The following is a 15,795-nucleotide window of genomic DNA, read 5'->3' on the forward strand; positions in this document are numbered from 1 at the left end:
GGTGAATCCCACGGTTCGTCACGCATTGTCACTGACGTCCACTACAGTTGCGTCAACCGTGTCCAGGGAGGTTCCTGTGTCCGAACCATCCGCAGCGCCGAGATCCCCGGCCCCCCCGGCTTCCACGGCCGCCCGCCCCGCGCGGCCCCGGCTGTGGCCCGCCTCCTTCGGCGCCGAGCCCACCGGTGAACGGCTCGCCCGCATCCGCCGCTCACCGCAGTTCCGCGACGGCGCCTTCCGCAACGAGCGGTCCACCACCACCGCGGCCCCCCGGGCCGCCCTCCCGATGCTGCGGGACTTCCTCCGCCGCTCCGACCGCGTGCGGCGCAAGCCGGCCGGCAGGCTGCCGGTCGTCCGCCCCAGCGCCGCCGAGCTGAGCGGCGCGCCCGCCTCGGGGCTGCGCCTCACCTGGACCGGACACGCCGGCGTCCTCGTGCACATCGACGGCCACCGCCTGCTGTTCGACCCGGTCTGGGGCGAGCGCTGCTCGCCGTTCTCCTTCGCGGGCCCCCGCCGGCTCCACCCGTCGCCCGCGCCGCTCGCCGACCTCGGGCACCTCGACGCGGTCGTCATCTCCCACGACCACTACGACCACCTCGACATGCCCACCGTCAGGGCCATCACCCGCCACACGGACACCGTCTTCGCCGTGCCCCTGGGAGTCGGCGCCCACCTGGAGCACTGGGGCGTCCCGCCGTCCCGCATCATCGAGCTCGACTGGTACGAGTCCGCGAGCCTCGGCGAGCTGACCCTCACCGCCACCCCCGGCCAGCACTTCTGCGGGCGCGGTGTCCGCAACCAGGGCAGGACCCTGTGGGCCTCCTGGGCCGTCACGGGGCCGCGCCACCGCGTCTTCCACAGCGGCGACACCGGGTACTTCCCCGGCTTCGCCGAGATAGGCCGGCGCCTCGGCCCGTTCGACGCGACCATGATGCAGATCGGCGCGTACAGCTCCGACTACTGGCCGGACATCCACATGACCCCCGAGGAGGGCGTCCAGGCGCACCTCGACCTGTCCGGCGGCACCCCGCACGGTGTGCTGCTGCCCATCCACTGGGGCACGTTCAACCTCGCCCTGCACGCCTGGGACGAGCCCGTCGAACGCACGGTGGCCGACGCGAAGGGCCGCGGGGTCACCGTCGCGCTGCCGCGCCCCGGGGAGTCCTTCGAGCCGGACGGCGAGCTGCCCACCGAGCCGTGGTGGCAGGCGGTGGCCGCGCCCGGCGCCTGACGGCGCGGCCGGGGCCGGGGCCGGGCCGTCAGGCGGAGACATCCGCGCACGCCCCGGCCCCGGCCGGCCCTCATTCCTCCGCGCGCAGCGGATCGTGGCCGAGGGACATGAGCCGGTGGCGCCAGTCCGGTTCCGGGACCGTCGGCCGGGGACCCAGCTCGCGTTCCGCGGTCACCTCGTCCACCACGTCCCGCATGAGCGAGACGTCGTCGTCGGTCAGATCCATCTGCCGTTTCCGCAGGATCGACAGGACCCCGCGGCCCTGCTCAGGGCCGGAGTTCTCCGGCACCTCCTCGCTCAGCTCGCCGGCGCTGCTCGTCCGCAGCCACGCGGCCAGCTCCTGGGACGTCATGTTCACCGCGTTGTGGAACTCGGCCCACAGCGCGTCGATCTCCAGTGCCTCTGCGTCGGCCATGTTGCCTCCCGTGTCGGGCGGACCGGTCACGTCCGGGTCCCCCGCCGCCGACGTGGGGAAACGTCCCGGCGCCGGCCCGTGTCACCCGCGGCCCGCCGCAACCACGTCCTGTGCGAGCTTCTTGTCCAGCGCGACCCGGACGAGGCCGGCCGACAGGCGGGCCAGGTCCTCGCGGGCCACCAGCCCACCGAGTGCCCCGGGGGAGGGGGGCAGCCCCACGCGTTCCGCGCCGTCGCCCGCCTTGCGGTCGATGTAGGGCGCGTACTCCGGCCAGACGGCCTGCGCCTCGCGCAGGAAGATGTCCGCGCCGGCCGGCCCGATGCCGCGGAACTCCGTGAGCCGCCCGGCGGCCTTCCCGTCACCGTCGCCGCGCAGCCGCCGCAGGTCGCCGCCGTACCGCTCCAGCAGCAGGCCGGCCTCGTCGCCGAGCTGGGTCGCGGTCCGCTCGTCGTAGCGCCGGTAGTGACCGGCCCCGAGCGCGTCCACGCGGTCCTGCCAGCTCGCGCCCCGCATGTGCCGCGGATCGCGCATGCCCGCGTCGAACAGCGCCCGCGCCGCCGCCATCGCGACATCGGCCCTGATGCGGGCCGACAGCAGATGGGACAGCACGAGCAACTGGTAGAGCGACCCGGGCGCGTTCCGCAGGCGGATGCCCGTCTCGTCCGCGTACGTCCGGCCGCAGCGGTCGAGCAGCGCCCGCGCGATCCTCTCGGTCCTCGCACTCATTCCCGGCACACCTCCCGCCTCGGCGCCCGGCCGCCCGCAGGGGCGGCCGGGCTCAGTCGGTCTCGGGACGCTGCTCCTCAGCGCGGCCCGGGCGCTGTGCCCCGGCCGCCCCGCGCTGCCAGCGCGGGGCGAGATGCAGTGCCTCGTTCGCGTCCTGCCGCAAGGGTTCCGTCTCCCGCCGCCAGGGTGCGCGGTGGACGCCGTACGCGTTGCTGACCGTCTCCGGCATTTCCTCATCACCTCGGTCAGTGCGGGTGCCCAGGCCGCACACGGTGAAACCGGTGGCCCACCGGGTGTGGGTGTGTCAGGGGGTGTGGGTGTTGTGGTGGTGGGTGATGAGGTGGTGGTACCAGTGGTAGCTGTCTTTGGGGGTGCGGGTTTGGGTGGTGTAGTCGATGTGGATGAGGCCGAAGCGTTTGGTGTAGCCGTGGGCCCATTCGAAGTTGTCCATGAGGGACCAGGCGTAGTAGCCGCGGATGTCGATGCCGTTGTTGATGGCGTGGGTGAGGGCGGTGAGGTGGGTGTGGAGGTAGGTGATGCGGTCGGTGTCGTGGATGCGGCCGTCGGGGCCTGGGGTGTCGCCGTGTTCGGCTGAGCCGTTCTCGGTGATGACGATGGGGGGGAGGGTGGGGTAGCGGTGTTTGAGGTCGGTGAGGAGGTCGGTGAGGGAGGAGGGGACGACGGGCCAGTCCATGGCGGTGTGGCGGACGCCGTCCTGCCAGGTTTCGGTGGCGCGGATGTCGGTGGCGGTGCGGGTGGTGGGGTCGGGGTCCTGGTGGGGGGTGTGGGCGATGGTGATGGGCCGGTAGTAGTTGATGCCGAGGAAGTCGAGGGGGGTGGTGATGATGTCGAGGTCGCCGTCGTGGCGCCAGGTGGGGTCCTGGATGAGGGGGCCCCAGGTGTCGGTTTCGGTGGTGGGGTAGCGGTGGGCGAGGAGGGGGTCGAGCCAGATGGTGTTGTGGAGGGTTTCGGCGCGGGCGCAGGCGGCGAGGTCGGCGGGGTCGTGGGTGGCGGGCAGGAGCCGGTCGGGGTTGAGTGCGATGCCGACGTCGCCTCGGGTGGTGTCTTTGAGGATGCGGGCGGCGTGGCCGTGGGCGAGGAGGAGGTGGTGGGCGGCGGCCAGGGCGGGGGTGCCTTCGCGGGTGCCGGGGGCGTGGCGGCCGATGGCGTGGCCGACGAAGGCGGTGCAGAAGGGTTCGTTGAGGGTGAACCAGCGGCCGACGCGGTCGCCGAGGCGTTCGGCGACGATGCGGGTGTAGTCGGTGAAGGCGTCGACGGTGGAGCGGACCCGCCAGCCCCCGGTGTCTTCGAGGGCTTGGGGGAGGTCCCAGTGGTAGAGGGTGGCGGCGGGGGTGATCCCGGCGTCCAGGAGGGCGTCGACGAGGCGGTCGTAGAAGTCCAGGCCGGGGGTGTTGGCGGGGCCGGTGCCGGTGGGCTGGATACGGGGCCAGGCGATGGAGAAGCGGTAGGTGTCCAGGCCCAGGTCCTTCATCAGGGCGATGTCCTCGGGCCAGCGGTGGTAGTGGTCACAGGCCACGTCCCCGCTCGCGCCGCCGGTGATCCGGCCCGGCCGGCGGCAGTAGGTGTCCCAGATCGACGGTCCCCGCCCGTCCTCCCCGGCCCCGCCCTCGATCTGGTAACTCGCCGTCGCCGCCCCGAAGAAGAACCCCCGCGGAAACACCGGCAGACCACCGGAAACAGAAACATCGGGGGACAGGGATCGATCCGTCTCGGATGCGCTCATGGAGTCGTGCAGCCCTCATCGTCGTGTGCGTGGCCCGGTGGGCTCCCGCCGGCGGCTCCGGCGGCGGGAGCCCACCGGATGGCAGCAGTATCACCGCCCGTTCTCTCCCGGAACAGGGCCATTCGTCAGTCGCAGGGAAACCGTGATCATCAACCACTCCACGGTCCCCCGCCGTTCACACCGGGTGATCGCCGTCGGTCGCCGGCGGGCGCCAGGTCCCGCCGAGCGCCGGCGCGAGCCACGACGCCGCGCACGCCCGGAAGACGGCGGGCGACAGCGCGCCCGCACCCTCCGGGACCGCGCCGAGCAGCGGGACGCCCGTCACACGCGGCAGGTCGGTCAGGTTGCACCGCTCGGCCAGCCCCGGGCGCGCCGGCCAGCGGCCCACCACCGTGCCGGGGCAGGTCAGGCCCCGCGCGCGCAGCGCCTCGGCGGTGAGCGCGGCCGTGTTGAGCGTGCCGAGCCCCGCCGCCGCCACGACCAGGACCGGCGCGCCGAGGAGCGCCGCCACGTCGGCGACGGTGGCGCCCTCGTCGTCGAACCGGACCAGGAGCCCGCCCGCGCCCTCGACCAGCACCAGGTCGTGCTCCGCCGCGAGACCGGCCGCCGTCTTCGCCACGACGGCCGTGGCGACGGGCGGCAGCCCGCAGCGCCGGGCCGCCGTCGCCGGGGCCAGCGGTTCGGGGTAGCGGACCAGTTCGGCCGCGGTCAGCGGGCCGGCGAGCCGGGCCGTCTCCGCCACGTCGCCCGGCTCGCCCGCCGCGATCCCCGTCTGCGCCGGTTTCAGCACCGCGACCGTCCGGCCGTGCGCCCGGGCCACGGCCGCGAGAGCGGCGGTGACGATCGTCTTGCCGATCTCCGTCCCGGTGCCGCTGACCACGAGCACCTCGCCGGGCCGCTCCCGCGTCGCCGTCCCGTCCGCCGTCATCCGGCCACCGCCGCCTTCCGCATCGCCGCGCAGATCGCCGCCAGGTCGTCGTCGTCCGTGACGTACGGGGGCATCGTGTAGATCAGGTCGCCGAACGGCCGCAGCCACACGCCCGCCTCCACCGCCGCCCGGGTCGCCGCGGCCATGTCCACCGGGTGGTCGAGCTGGATGACCCCGATCGCGCCGAGCACCCGCACGTCCCGCACCCCGGGCAGACCGGCGGCCGGGGCCAGCCCGGCCCGCAGCGCCGACTCGATCCCCCGGACCCGCTGCACCAGGTCCTGGCCGAGCAGCAGGTCGATCGAGGCGTTCGCCACGGCGGCGGCGAGCGGGTTCCCCATGAACGTCGGGCCGTGCGCGAGCACCGGCACCTCGCCCCGCGAGATGCCGGCGGCGACCCGCTCGGTGCACAGCGCGGCCGCCATCGACAGATAGCCGCCCGTCATCGCCTTGCCGACGCACATCACGTCGGGGGCGACCCCGGCGTGGTCCGCCGCGAAGAACGCGCCGGTCCGCCCGAATCCGGTCGCGATCTCGTCGAACACGAGCAGCACCCCGTGCTCGTCGCACGCCTCCCGCAGGACCCGCAGGTAGCCGGGGGAGTGGAACCGCATGCCGCCAGCGTTCTGCACCACCGGCTCCACGATCACGGCGGCCGTCTCGTGGGCGTGGCGCGCGATCAGCTCCCGCAGCCCCGCCGCGTACGCCGCCTCGACGGGGGCCTCGAAGCCCGCCGGCGGCACGTCGGCGAAGATCTGCCGCGGCAGGGCGCCCGACCACAGGGCGTGCATGCCGCCGTCCGGGTCGCACACCGACATGGGGTGCCAGGTGTCGCCGTGGTAGCCGCCCCGCCAGGTGATCAGCCGCCGCTTCTCCGGCCGGCCGGCCGAGCGCCAGAACTGGAGGCACATCTTCAGCGCGACCTCCACGGACACCGAGCCCGAGTCCGCGAGGAAGACGTGCCGCAGCGGCGCGGGCGTCACGGCCACCAGGCGTTCCGCGAGCCTGATCGCGGGCTCGTGGGTGAGGCCGCCGAACATCACATGGCTCATCCGGCGGAGCTGCCCGGTCACCGCCGCGTCGAGCGCGGGGTGGCCGTAGCCGTGGACGGCCGACCACCAGGAGGCCATGCCGTCGATCAGCTCCCGCCGGCCGTGCTCCTCGCGCGCCAGCCGCAGCCGCACCCCGGAGGCCGACTCGACCAGCAGCGGCGGCACCGTGCCAGGCATCGGGCCGTACGGGTGCCAGACGTGCCGGCGGTCCAGGTCGAGCAGCTCCGGCAGACCGGGCGGACCTGACGGGACACCGGGGAGGCGGTCAGGCATTCGGGGGCAGCTCCGTGCCGGCACCGCGCCGCCGTACCGCGACCCGCTCCCGCCGGTGGGGCGGCAGGGTCGGCCGCTCGGCGCCCTCCACCTCGAAGCCGGCGTCCGCGATCATCTCCAGGTCGGCGCGGCCCGCCTGCCCCTCACTCGTCAGGTAGTCGCCGAGGAAGAGCGAGTTCGCCAGGTGCAGGGCGAGCGGCTGGAGCGACCGCAGGTGCACCTCACGCCCGGCCCCGACCCGCACCTCGGCGTCCGGGCACACGAACCGCACCATCGCGAGGATGCGCAGCGCGCGCTGCGGCGTCAGCTCCCAGCGGCCCGCGAGCGGCGTGCCGTCGAACGGGAGGAGGAAGTTCACGGGCACCGAGTCCGGGTCGAGCGCGCGCAGCGCGAACACCACGTCGACGAGGTCGTCGTCGCTCTCGCCCATGCCCGCGATCAGCCCCGAGCAGGGGGAGAGGCCGGCGTCGCGCGCCGTTTCCACGGTCGCCACCCGGTCGGCGAAGCCGTGCGTCGTGCAGATGTCCCCGTAGGCCGCCTCGGAGGTGTTGAGGTTGTGGTTGTACGCGTCGGCGCCGCACTCCCGCAGCCGCCGGGCCTGGCCGTCCGTCAGGAGCCCGAGGCACGCGCAGACCTCCACGCCGGCGTGCCGCTCGCGGATCGCGGCGATCGTCGCCGACACCCGTTCCACGTCGCGGTCGGTCGGCCCGCGCCCGCTGGCGACCAGGCACACGCGTTTGGCTCCGCCGGCGACCCCGGCGCTCGCCGCGTCCGCCGCCGCCTCCGGCTTCAGCCAGGTGTACGTCAGCACGCCGGCGTCGGAGCCGAGGCGCTGCGAGCAGTACGAGCAGTCCTCCGGGCACAGGCCCGACTTGAGGTTCACCAGGTAGTTGAGCTTCACCCGGCGCCCGAAGAAGTGGCGGCGCACCTTCCCCGCCGCGGCGATCACGTCCAGCAGGGCGTCGTCGTCCGTGGAAAGGACGGCGAGCGCCTCGTCACGGGTGGGCGGTTCGCGGCGCAGACCCTTGTCCACGAGGGTGCTCAGCAGATCCATGGTGACGATCCTTGCCCAGCCGGACGAGCGCCGAAAAGGAGGAAACCTCCAAAGCGCGGGATCCGACTGTGTCCATGGCCGCCTGTCGGGGCAGGTGACGCAGGCACTAGGTTTTATGCGCATCCCACAATGGGTGGTCCGTGTCCGGCCCGCCCGTGTCCCGGGCCGTCGGGAGGCGTCCACGACATGCGCGACCAGGACCGCCCCGGGCGGGTCTTCGACTGGCTGGACGCCGCCCACGAGGACCGCGCCCGCGCCGGACTCGTCCGCGAGCTGCGCCCCCGGCCACCGGACGGCGGGCTGCTCGACCTCGCGGGCAACGACTACCTCGCCCTCGGCCGGCACCCCGAGGTCACCGCCGCCGCCGCGGACGCCGCCCGGCGCTGGGGCGCCGGCGCCGGCGCCTCGCGCCTCGTGACCGGCACGACCGAGCTGCATGTCGAACTGGAGCGGGAACTGGCCGCGTTCTGCGGCTTCGAGGCGGCCCTCGTCCTGTCCTCCGGCTACGCGGCGAACCTCGCCGTCCTCACGTCGCTCGCCGGCCGCGGCACGCACGTCGTGTCGGACGCCGGCAACCACGCCTCCCTCATCGACGGCTGCCGCCTCTCCCGCGCCGACGTCACCGTCGTCCCGCACGCGGACACCGCGGCCTTCCGCGCCGCGCTCGACGGCCGCGCGGGCCGGGCGCTGGCGGTGACCGACGCCGTGTTCTCGGTGGACGGCAACGCCGCGCCGCTGGCCGGCCTCGCCGCCGTGTGCCGGGAACGCGGCGCGGCGCTCGTCGCGGACGACGCCCACGGCCTCGGCGTCCTCGGCCCCGGGGGGCGGGGCACGGTGGCCGCGGCCGGGCTCGCGGGCGCGCCGGACGTCGTGGCGACCGTGACCCTCTCCAAGGCGCTGGGCAGCCAGGGCGGCGCGGTCCTCGGCCCGGCGCGCGTGATCCGCCACCTGGTCAACACCGCCCGTACCGTCATCTTCGACACCGGCCTCGCGCCCGCGGCGGCGGGCGCCGCGCTCGCCGCGCTGCGCGTGCTGCGCCGTGAACCGGGGCGCCCCGCCGCCGTCCGCGCCGCCGCCCTGGGCATCCACCGGCGGCTGGCCGGTCTCGGTGCCACCGCTCCGGACGCCGCCGTCGTCTCCGTGCCCGCTCCGTCGCCGGACGCGGCGGTCCGCTGGGCGGCGGACTGCCGCGCGGCGGGCGTAGCCGTCGGCTGTTTCCGCCCGCCGTCCGTGCCGGACGGCGTCGCCCGGCTGCGGCTGACGGCCCGCGCCGACCTGACGGCGGACCTGCTGGACCGCGCTGCGGCCGTCGTGCTCGCCGCCGCCCCGGACGGCCCGGCGGGTGTCGAACCCGGCTGAGACCGGTCACGGCGGCGTCCGTCGTGCGGCCGCGAGGCGTCGCGGACCGCTTCTCCCGCCGCACCGTGCCCCGGCGTCCCCGGCGGTGCGCGCCGCTGAGCGTCGGCGTGAACCGCCCTACCGCTCCCGCGTGCGTTACGTTGGGCCCGCACCCGTGATACAGGACGTGACACACGGCGTGGGACGACGGACGGCAGGAGCTGATCTTGTGACGGACGACGCGGCGACCCCCGGTGGACCCATCTCGAAGATCGACCGGAGCGTGCCCCACTCCGCCCGCATCTGGAACTACTGGCTCGGCGGCACCGACAACTACGACGTGGACCGCGCCGCCGGCGACGCGTACTGCGAGGCGTTCCCCGGCATCGTGCACGTCGCCCGCGCGTCCCGCCACTTCCTCGCCCGCTCGATCCGCTACCTCGCCCAGGACGCCGGGGTGCGGCAGTTCCTCGACGTGGGCACGGGGCTGCCGACGGCCGACAACACGCACCAGATCGCGCAGCGCGTGGCGCCGGAGTCCCGCGTCGTGTACGTGGACAACGACCCGCTCGTCCTCCTCCACGCGCACGCCCTGCTGACCTCGGCCCCCGAGGGCGTCACCGAGTACCTGGAGGCCGACCTCCGGGACCCGGCGGGCATCCTCGCCGCGGCCGGCGGGACGCTCGACCTGACACGCCCCGTCGGACTGATCCTGAGCGGCATCCTCGGCCACATCGAGACCTACGAGGAGGCCCGCGACATCGTCCGGCGCCTCATGGCGGGGCTGCCGTCCGGCAGCTACCTCTCCCTGAACGAGGGCACCGACACCGATCCCGAGTACCTCCGCGCCCAGAACGCCTACAACGCGTCGGGCGCCGAGCCCTACCGGCTGCGGCCCCTGCACGAGATCGAGGGCTTCTTCGACGGGCTCGACCTCGTGCCGCCCGGCGTCGTGCAGGTCCCGCGCTGGCGCCCCGACCTGGCGCCCACCGTGGAGCGGCACGACGACATCGGCCAGGCGGGCGGCGTGGGACGCAAGCCCTGACGGCCCCGCCCCACGCCGCCGCTCAGGAGGCGGGTTCCGGCTCCGGGTCCCCGCCGGCCGGGGCCGCCCCGCGCCGCCCCCGCACCTCGCGCCACACGACGAACGCGGCCAGCAGCACCGCGAGCACCAGCAGGACGAGCGGCAGCAGGAAGCCGACGAGCCACAGCGCGCGGGCGTCGTCCGCCGCGTCGTCGGCCCGGTCCGCGATCCCCTCGGGCGTCCCCTCGATCGCCATGGTGTTGACCGGCGCCAGGGTGACCGGACCGTCGGGCCCCTCGGTCTGCGCCACGATCGTCTGCTCCAGGGAGCCGTTGAGGACGGCCCCGGTGTCCGTGTCGATCCAGGCGACCCGCTCGATGGTCGCGGCGTAGGTCAGCGGCACGGGGTCGGGCAGGGCGGCCAGGGCCGCCGGGTCGGGCCGCTGCTCGGCCGGCAGGGTCTCCGCGATGCCCGCCAGGACGTCCCTGGGCAGGGCGGCGGGCAGGTTCTCGGCGATGTCCGGATCGGCCAGCGGGCCGGCCGCCGACATCACGTAGACATACGTCTCGCGGCCCTCGACGTCCTCGACGCGGTCGAAGACGGCGGGCACCTCGGAGGCGGTCGTCGGGTCCCAGAACGTGTAGTCCTGCTGCTCCGGCTCCAGCGGCCAGGAGATCACGAGGCCCTGGTGCTCCTCGGCCTCCTCGCCGTCCGGCACGGGCCGGTCGTCGAGGTCGGTGCGGTCCACCGACCAGCGGTGCCCGGTCGACGACAGCTCGGTGCCGTCCGGCCCGGCGACCGTCACGTCGTCGCTCACCACGGCCGTCCCGCCGTCGGTCGCCACGACCTGCACGTGCCGCTCCACGCTCACCGGCACGTCGGCCAGCATCGCGTTCGCCAGGTCCCCCGATTCGAGCGCGGCGGCGTTCAGCAGGGACGCCGTGCCCGTGTACGCGAAGGTGCTGTCGGTGTCGGACGGGAGCTGGTGCACGGCCGGGTACACCGCGAGCCGCGTCACGGCGGACGCCGCGAGCAGGACGGCGGCGGCGCCGGACAGAACCCAGCTGCTTCTTCGCATGGTTGCCTCCCCAGACCGGTCGTACGCCTGTGTACGACGGCTGGCTCACCGTAGGGACGGGGGAGGGGGGCGTCAATAAGCGGGGACGCCCGCGCACCAGTACGTGGCCCGTTCGATATCAGCGCGCCGCGCGGACACCGGGACGCGGGGCAATCAGGCACAGGGAGACGGGAGTTGAATGACCCTCCGGTCACTCGTCGCGCGCGCCGCGCGGGCGCCGGGCGCGCGACGGCTGGACGCGTTTCGGCTCGCCCGCCGCCTTCGGATGCTCCGGCGGGTACGGCAGGTCCCCGAGGCCGTGCTCGCGCTCGTCCCGCGCGGCCAGGTCGAGGGCCGCCTCCAGACGGCACACGTGCCGCTCCATGTCCGCGTGCACGTCACCGGCCTCCGCGTACCGGCCCGGCATGGTCGCGAGGTCGAAGTCCTCGGGACGCGCGTCCGCCACCTCGCTCCAGCGCAGCGGCGCCGAGACGGTGGCCCGCGGGTTCGGCCGCACCGAGTAGGCGCCCGCGATGGTGCGGTCCCTGGCGGTCTGGTTGTAGTCGAAGAAGATCCGCTCGCCGCGCTCCTCCTTCCACCACGCGGTCGTGACGCGCCGTGGCGCGCGCCGCTCCAGCTCCCGGCCGATCGCGATCGCCGCCCGCCGCACCTGCGGGAACGTCCACTCGCGCGCGATCGGCACGAAGACGTGCAGGCCCCGGCCGCCCGAGGTCTTGGGCCATCCGGTGAGGCCGAGTTCCGACAGCACCTCGCGCAGGCCGAGCGCGGCCCGCACCGCGTCGCCGTAGTCCGTGCCTGGCTGCGGGTCCAGGTCGATCCGCAGCTCGTCCGGATGCTCCGTGTCGTCGCGCCGCACCGGCCACGGGTGGAACGTCAGCACACCCAGGTTCGCCGCCCACACGACGGCCGCGACCTCCCCCGGACACATCTCGTCCGCGTACCGGCCGCTCGGGAACGCGATCCGCCCGGTCGGGATCCACGACGGCAGGTTGGCGGGAGCCCGCTTCTGGAAGAACGATTCGCCGTCCACTCCCCCGGGGTAGCGCTCCAGCGTCGTCGGCCGGTCCCGCAGCGCCCGCACCACGCCGTCGCCGACCGAGCAGTAGTACCTGGCCACATCCAGCTTGGTGAACCCCCGCGCGGGGAAGTACACCCGCTCCGGGTGCGACAGCCGGACCGTCCGGCCGCCGACCGTCAGTTCCATCGCGTCCGCCATGGCGCCACCGTAGGCCCGGGCACCCGGACGCGCCCGCCGGCGGGCGCACCGGCCGCGCGGCCAGCACAATCCGGACCATGGACCTGCCGGTGACCCCGCCCGTCACGCCGATGCTCGCCAAGCCCGTCGCCGACATCCCGCCGGGCATGCACTACGAGGCGAAGTGGGACGGCTTCCGCGCCATCGTCTTCCGCGACGGCGACACCGTGGAGATCGGCAGCCGCACGGCCAAGCCCCTGACCCGCTACTTCCCCGAACTGGCCGACAGCCTGCGCGCCGCCCTCCCGCCGCGCTGCGTCGTCGACGGCGAGATCGTCATCGTCCGGGACGGCCGGCTCGACTTCGACGCCCTGCTGGAGCGCATCCACCCGGCCGCCTCCCGCGTCCGCGCGCTCGCCGAGCGCACCCCGGCCGCGTTCGTGGCCTTCGACCTGCTCGCCCTCGGCGACGACGCGTTCCTCGACCGTCCGCTCAGCGAACGCCGCGCCGCCCTCACCGACGCCCTGCGCGGCGCCGGACCGCCCGTCCACCTGGCGCCGGCCACCGGCGACCGGGAGACCGCGCGCCGCTGGTACGGCCGGTTCGAGGGCGCGGGACTCGACGGCATCGTCGCCAAGGCACCCGACCAGCCCTACCGGCCCGGCGAACGGGTGATGCTCAAGATCAAGCACGAGCGGACCGCCGACTGTGTGGTCGCCGGGCTCCGCCACCACAAGAGCGGCCCCGTCGTCGGCTCGCTGCTCCTCGGCCTGTACGACGACGCGGGCGCCCTCCAGCACGTCGGGGTATGCGGCTCCTTCACCGCGCGACGGCGCGCCGAGCTGATGGACGAGCTGCGCCCCCTCGTCATGGACGACCTCGCGGGCCATCCCTGGGCCGCGTGGGCGGACGAGGACGCGCACGCCGCGCGCCGCATGCCCGGCGGCCCGAGCCGCTGGTCGGGCGGCAAGGACCTGTCCTGGGTACCCCTGCGGCCCGAGCGGGTGTGCGAGGTCGCGTACGACCACCTCCAGGGGGACCGCTTCCGGCACACCGCGCGGTTCCGCCACTGGCGGCCCGACCGCGAGCCCCGCTCCTGCACCTACGCGCAGCTCGACGAACCCGTCCGCTTCGACCTGGCGGACGTGCTCACGCCTCCACCGAGCTGATCGCGTTCCGCAGCCGCCGGGCGACGGCGGCCGCCTCGGCGTCGTCCGCGTACCGCCCGCGCGGCCAGAAGAAGCCGCGCAGCCTGTCCTTGCGCAGCCTCGGCACCACATGGACGTGCAGGTGCGGCACGGACTGACTGACCCGGTTGTTCTCCGCGACGAACGTCCCCTCCGCCGCCATGCCGCGCTCCACCCCCGCGGCCACCTGCCGCACCCGGCGGAAGAACGGCCCCACGTCGTCCGCGGCCAGATCGGTGAGGGTCGCCACATGCCGCCGCGGCACCACGAGCGTGTGCCCGGGGAAGAGCGGCTTCGTGTCGAGGAACGCCACGGCGACCCCGTCGTCCAGGACCCGGTGCGCCGCCGCCCCGCCGGCGACGATCGCGCAGAAGACACAATCCACTCCTCCAGTGTCGGCGCGGGAAGCGCGCGGCGCCCGGCGGCGTTGACGAGGGCATGGGTACGCGAGGGGACAGCGGGGCGCGCGACGTGCGCGTCGTCGTCATCGGCGCCGGGCAGGCGGGCCTGTCCGCCGCCCACCACCTGCGCCGGCGCGGCCTGGTGCCCGGCCGTGATGTCGTCGTCCTCGACCACGCGCCGCGCCCCGGCGGCGCCTGGCAGTTCCGGTGGCCGACGCTGACGTACGGCCGGGTGCACGGCATGCACGCCCTGCCCGGCATGGAGCTGACCGGCGCCGACCCCGCCCTGCCGTCCGCCGAGGTCATCGGCGACTACTTCGCCCGCTACGAGGCCGCCTTCGACCTGCGGGTCCTGCGGCCGGTGCACGTCGGGGCCGTGCGGGAGGCCGGCGACGGGCGGCTGCTGGTCACCAGTACGGCGGGGGAGTGGACCACCCGCGCCGTGATCAACGCGACCGGCACGTGGGACCGCCCGTTCTGGCCGTACGCCGAGGGCCGGGAGACGTTCACCGGCCGCCAGCTCCACACCGCGGACTACCCGGGACCCGGACCGTTCGCCGGTGAGCGGGTCGTCGTCGTGGGCGGCGGCACGTCGGCGGTGCAGCACCTGCTGGAGATCGCCGACGTCGCGGCGGACACCCTGTGGGTCACCCGCAGGCCGCCGGTCTTCCGCGACACCGCGTTCGACAGCGAGCAGGGCCGCGCGGCCGTCGCGCTCGTCGAGGACCGCGTCCGGCGCGGCCTGCCGCCGCGCAGCGTCGTCTCGGTGACGGGGCTCGCCATGACGGAGGCCGTGCGCCGGGGGCGGGAGAGCGGTGTCCTCGCGCGGCATCCGATGTTCCGGCGGATCGTGCCGGAGGGCGTGGTCCTGCCCGACGGGAGCACCTGGCCGGCCGGCACGATCCTGTGGGCTACCGGGTTCCGCCCCGCTGTGGAGCATCTCGCCCCGCTGCGGCTTCGCGAGCCGGGCGGCGGCATCCGCCTCGCGGGCACCCGGGCCGTCCGCGACGCCCGGGTCCACCTGGTGGGCTACGGCCCCTCCGCCAGCACCATCGGCGCGAACCGGGCGGGCCGCGCGGCCGTCACCGACCTGCTGCCCCTCATCGGTCCGGCACCGGACGCGGTGCGGGAGCCGGTGCGGGCGTGAGACCGGACGGAGCGGCAGCACATGACTGCGACATATGCCGTCTCCCCGTGACGCTTTGTCGACCAAGTGATAGGCGGCGTCTATGATCCGGTGCTGTTATGGATCATCGCGCGCCGGGCAGCCCACCGCTCCCGGCACCGGCGGTCCGGCGGCGGGCCGCGCACCCGCGCCGCCCAGCACGGCAGTACAGGAGAAACGCCCCGTGACCGACGAAGCACCCCCGATCGACATCTCGGTGCCCCACTCGGCGCGGATCTGGAACTACTGGCTCGGCGGCCAGGACAACTACGAGGTGGACCGCCTCGCCGGCGACCGCTACCGCGCCACCTACCCGGACGTCACCCGGCTCGCCCGCGCGTCGCGCGCCTTCCTCGCCCGCGCCCTGCGCTACCTCGTCGAGGAGGCGGGGCTGCGCCAGTTCGTCGACGTGGGGACGGGCCTGCCCACCGCGGACAACACCCACGAGATCGCCCAGCGCATCGCGCCCGAGTCCCGCGTCCTGTACGTCGACAACGACCCGCTGGTGCTCGCGCACGCGCGCGCCCTCCTCGTCAGCGGCCCCGCGGGCGCCGCCGACTACGCCGACGCCGACCTGCACGACCCGGCCGCCATCCTCGCCGCGGCCGACCGCGCGCTCGACCTGACCCGGCCGGTCGGCGTCATCTTCAGCGGCGTCCTCGGCCATGTCGAGAAGTACGAGGATGCGCGGTCGATCGTCACCCGGCTGCTCCTGCCGCTGGCCCCGGGCAGTCATCTCCTGCTCAGCGACGGCACCTCCGTCTTCGCGCAGGCGTGCGCGGACGCCCAGCGGGAGTACAACGACAGCGGTGCCGTCCCCTACCACCTGCGCTCGCCGGAGGACATCACCGGCTTCTTCGACGGGCTGCGCCTCGTCGAGCCCGGAGTGGTGCCCTGCCCCCGGTGGCGGCCCGCGTCCGACGGGCCCGTGGCCGACGGTGAACTCGACATATTCGGCGGCGTCGGCCGGAAACCCTGACCGGT

The 15,795-nt window shown here is 74.8% G+C and carries 16 protein-coding genes; 6 read left to right on the forward strand and 10 right to left on the reverse strand.

Features of this window, described 5'->3' with window-relative positions:
• Window positions 1-151 precede the first annotated feature (151 nt).
• Window positions 152-1,231 (forward strand): MBL fold metallo-hydrolase, encoded by a 1,080-nt coding sequence (locus EMA09_RS25600; RefSeq protein ID WP_240796725.1) that lies wholly within the window; start codon window positions 152-154, stop codon window positions 1,229-1,231.
• A gap of 70 nt (window positions 1,232-1,301) precedes the next feature.
• On the opposite strand, the gene EMA09_RS25605 is transcribed toward EMA09_RS25600, so the two are convergent.
• The 7 genes from EMA09_RS25605 to bioB form a co-directional block, all read right to left on the reverse strand.
• Window positions 1,302-1,646: a DUF3140 domain-containing protein gene (locus tag EMA09_RS25605; protein WP_129843324.1), complete on the reverse strand. Its 345-nt coding sequence runs from the start codon at window positions 1,644-1,646 to the stop codon at window positions 1,302-1,304.
• An 81-nt stretch (window positions 1,647-1,727) separates the two neighbouring features.
• The gene (locus tag EMA09_RS25610) at window positions 1,728-2,372 is read right to left on the reverse strand and encodes an endonuclease (protein WP_129843325.1); all 645 of its coding nucleotides are present in this window, start codon (window positions 2,370-2,372) and stop codon (window positions 1,728-1,730) included.
• A 52-nt stretch (window positions 2,373-2,424) separates the two neighbouring features.
• On the reverse strand, window positions 2,425-2,601 hold the full coding sequence (locus tag EMA09_RS28535) for a hypothetical protein (protein WP_168220806.1): 177 nt from the start codon (window positions 2,599-2,601) through the stop codon (window positions 2,425-2,427).
• A gap of 75 nt (window positions 2,602-2,676) precedes the next feature.
• On the reverse strand, window positions 2,677-4,116 hold the full coding sequence (locus EMA09_RS25615; RefSeq protein WP_129843326.1) for a GH1 family beta-glucosidase: 1,440 nt from the start codon (window positions 4,114-4,116) through the stop codon (window positions 2,677-2,679).
• 175 nt (window positions 4,117-4,291) lie between these two features.
• Window positions 4,292-5,044, reverse strand: a complete 753-nt coding sequence (bioD, locus tag EMA09_RS25620; protein ID WP_129843327.1) for a dethiobiotin synthase — start codon at window positions 5,042-5,044, stop codon at window positions 4,292-4,294.
• Entirely contained in the window at window positions 5,041-6,369 is a 1,329-nt protein-coding gene (locus tag EMA09_RS25625) for an adenosylmethionine--8-amino-7-oxononanoate transaminase (RefSeq protein ID WP_129843328.1), read from the reverse strand. The genes bioD and EMA09_RS25625 overlap by 4 nt, the downstream gene beginning before the upstream one ends.
• A complete protein-coding gene (bioB, locus tag EMA09_RS25630; protein WP_129843329.1) occupies window positions 6,362-7,423 on the reverse strand; it encodes a biotin synthase BioB in 1,062 nt (353 codons plus the stop codon). Before bioB ends, EMA09_RS25625 begins: the two co-directional genes overlap by 8 nt.
• Before the next feature lie 186 nt (window positions 7,424-7,609).
• Here bioB and EMA09_RS25635 point away from each other — a divergent pair, with 186 nt between their 5' ends.
• Window positions 7,610-8,782: an 8-amino-7-oxononanoate synthase gene (locus EMA09_RS25635; protein WP_129843330.1), complete on the forward strand. Its 1,173-nt coding sequence runs from the start codon at window positions 7,610-7,612 to the stop codon at window positions 8,780-8,782.
• A 208-nt stretch (window positions 8,783-8,990) separates the two neighbouring features.
• The gene (locus EMA09_RS25640) at window positions 8,991-9,806 is read left to right on the forward strand and encodes an SAM-dependent methyltransferase (protein WP_240796567.1); all 816 of its coding nucleotides are present in this window, start codon (window positions 8,991-8,993) and stop codon (window positions 9,804-9,806) included.
• Window positions 9,807-9,828: 22 nt separating this feature from the next.
• Here EMA09_RS25640 and EMA09_RS25645 read toward each other — a convergent pair whose 3' ends face one another.
• Window positions 9,829-10,863, reverse strand: a complete 1,035-nt coding sequence (locus tag EMA09_RS25645) for a porin PorA family protein (RefSeq protein ID WP_129843331.1) — start codon at window positions 10,861-10,863, stop codon at window positions 9,829-9,831.
• Between the two features lie 190 nt (window positions 10,864-11,053).
• A complete protein-coding gene (gene ligD, locus EMA09_RS25650; RefSeq protein ID WP_129843332.1) occupies window positions 11,054-12,079 on the reverse strand; it encodes a non-homologous end-joining DNA ligase in 1,026 nt (341 codons plus the stop codon).
• A gap of 77 nt (window positions 12,080-12,156) precedes the next feature.
• On the opposite strand from ligD, the gene EMA09_RS25655 reads away from it, so the two are divergent.
• Window positions 12,157-13,227, forward strand: coding sequence for an ATP-dependent DNA ligase (locus EMA09_RS25655; RefSeq protein ID WP_129843333.1), 1,071 nt, complete (start codon window positions 12,157-12,159; stop codon window positions 13,225-13,227).
• Here EMA09_RS25655 and EMA09_RS25660 read toward each other — a convergent pair.
• A complete protein-coding gene (locus EMA09_RS25660; protein ID WP_129843334.1) occupies window positions 13,208-13,630 on the reverse strand; it encodes an HIT family protein in 423 nt (140 codons plus the stop codon). The genes EMA09_RS25655 and EMA09_RS25660 overlap by 20 nt on opposite strands.
• 53 nt (window positions 13,631-13,683) lie before the next feature.
• Here EMA09_RS25660 and EMA09_RS25665 point away from each other — a divergent pair, with 53 nt between their 5' ends.
• Window positions 13,684-14,793: an FAD-dependent oxidoreductase gene (locus EMA09_RS25665; protein WP_129843335.1), complete on the forward strand. Its 1,110-nt coding sequence runs from the start codon at window positions 13,684-13,686 to the stop codon at window positions 14,791-14,793.
• Window positions 14,794-14,995: 202 nt separating this feature from the next.
• On the forward strand, window positions 14,996-15,790 hold the full coding sequence (locus tag EMA09_RS25670) for an SAM-dependent methyltransferase (RefSeq protein ID WP_240796568.1): 795 nt from the start codon (window positions 14,996-14,998) through the stop codon (window positions 15,788-15,790).
• The last annotated feature ends 5 nt before the right edge of the window (window positions 15,791-15,795 follow it).

Source organism: Streptomyces sp. RFCAC02 (assembly GCF_004193175.1).
In the GTDB taxonomy this organism is placed as follows: Bacteria; Actinomycetota; Actinomycetes; order Streptomycetales; family Streptomycetaceae; genus Streptomyces.

Coding starts and splice junctions, on each gene's coding strand:
- EMA09_RS25605 (WP_129843324.1), bottom strand. CDS start 1,646: ATGGCCGACGCAGAGGCACTGGAGATCGACGCGCTGTGGGCCGAGTTC.
- EMA09_RS25610 (WP_129843325.1), bottom strand. CDS start 2,372: ATGAGTGCGAGGACCGAGAGGATCGCGCGGGCGCTGCTCGACCGCTGC.
- EMA09_RS28535 (WP_168220806.1), bottom strand. CDS start 2,601: ATGCCGGAGACGGTCAGCAACGCGTACGGCGTCCACCGCGCACCCTGG.
- EMA09_RS25615 (WP_129843326.1), bottom strand. CDS start 4,116: ATGAGCGCATCCGAGACGGATCGATCCCTGTCCCCCGATGTTTCTGTT.
- bioD (WP_129843327.1), bottom strand. CDS start 5,044: ATGACGGCGGACGGGACGGCGACGCGGGAGCGGCCCGGCGAGGTGCTC.
- EMA09_RS25625 (WP_129843328.1), bottom strand. CDS start 6,369: ATGCCTGACCGCCTCCCCGGTGTCCCGTCAGGTCCGCCCGGTCTGCCG.
- bioB (WP_129843329.1), bottom strand. CDS start 7,423: ATGGATCTGCTGAGCACCCTCGTGGACAAGGGTCTGCGCCGCGAACCG.
- EMA09_RS25635 (WP_129843330.1), top strand. CDS start 7,610: ATGCGCGACCAGGACCGCCCCGGGCGGGTCTTCGACTGGCTGGACGCC.
- EMA09_RS25645 (WP_129843331.1), bottom strand. CDS start 10,863: ATGCGAAGAAGCAGCTGGGTTCTGTCCGGCGCCGCCGCCGTCCTGCTC.
- ligD (WP_129843332.1), bottom strand. CDS start 12,079: ATGGCGGACGCGATGGAACTGACGGTCGGCGGCCGGACGGTCCGGCTG.
- EMA09_RS25655 (WP_129843333.1), top strand. CDS start 12,157: ATGGACCTGCCGGTGACCCCGCCCGTCACGCCGATGCTCGCCAAGCCC.
- EMA09_RS25665 (WP_129843335.1), top strand. CDS start 13,684: ATGGGTACGCGAGGGGACAGCGGGGCGCGCGACGTGCGCGTCGTCGTC.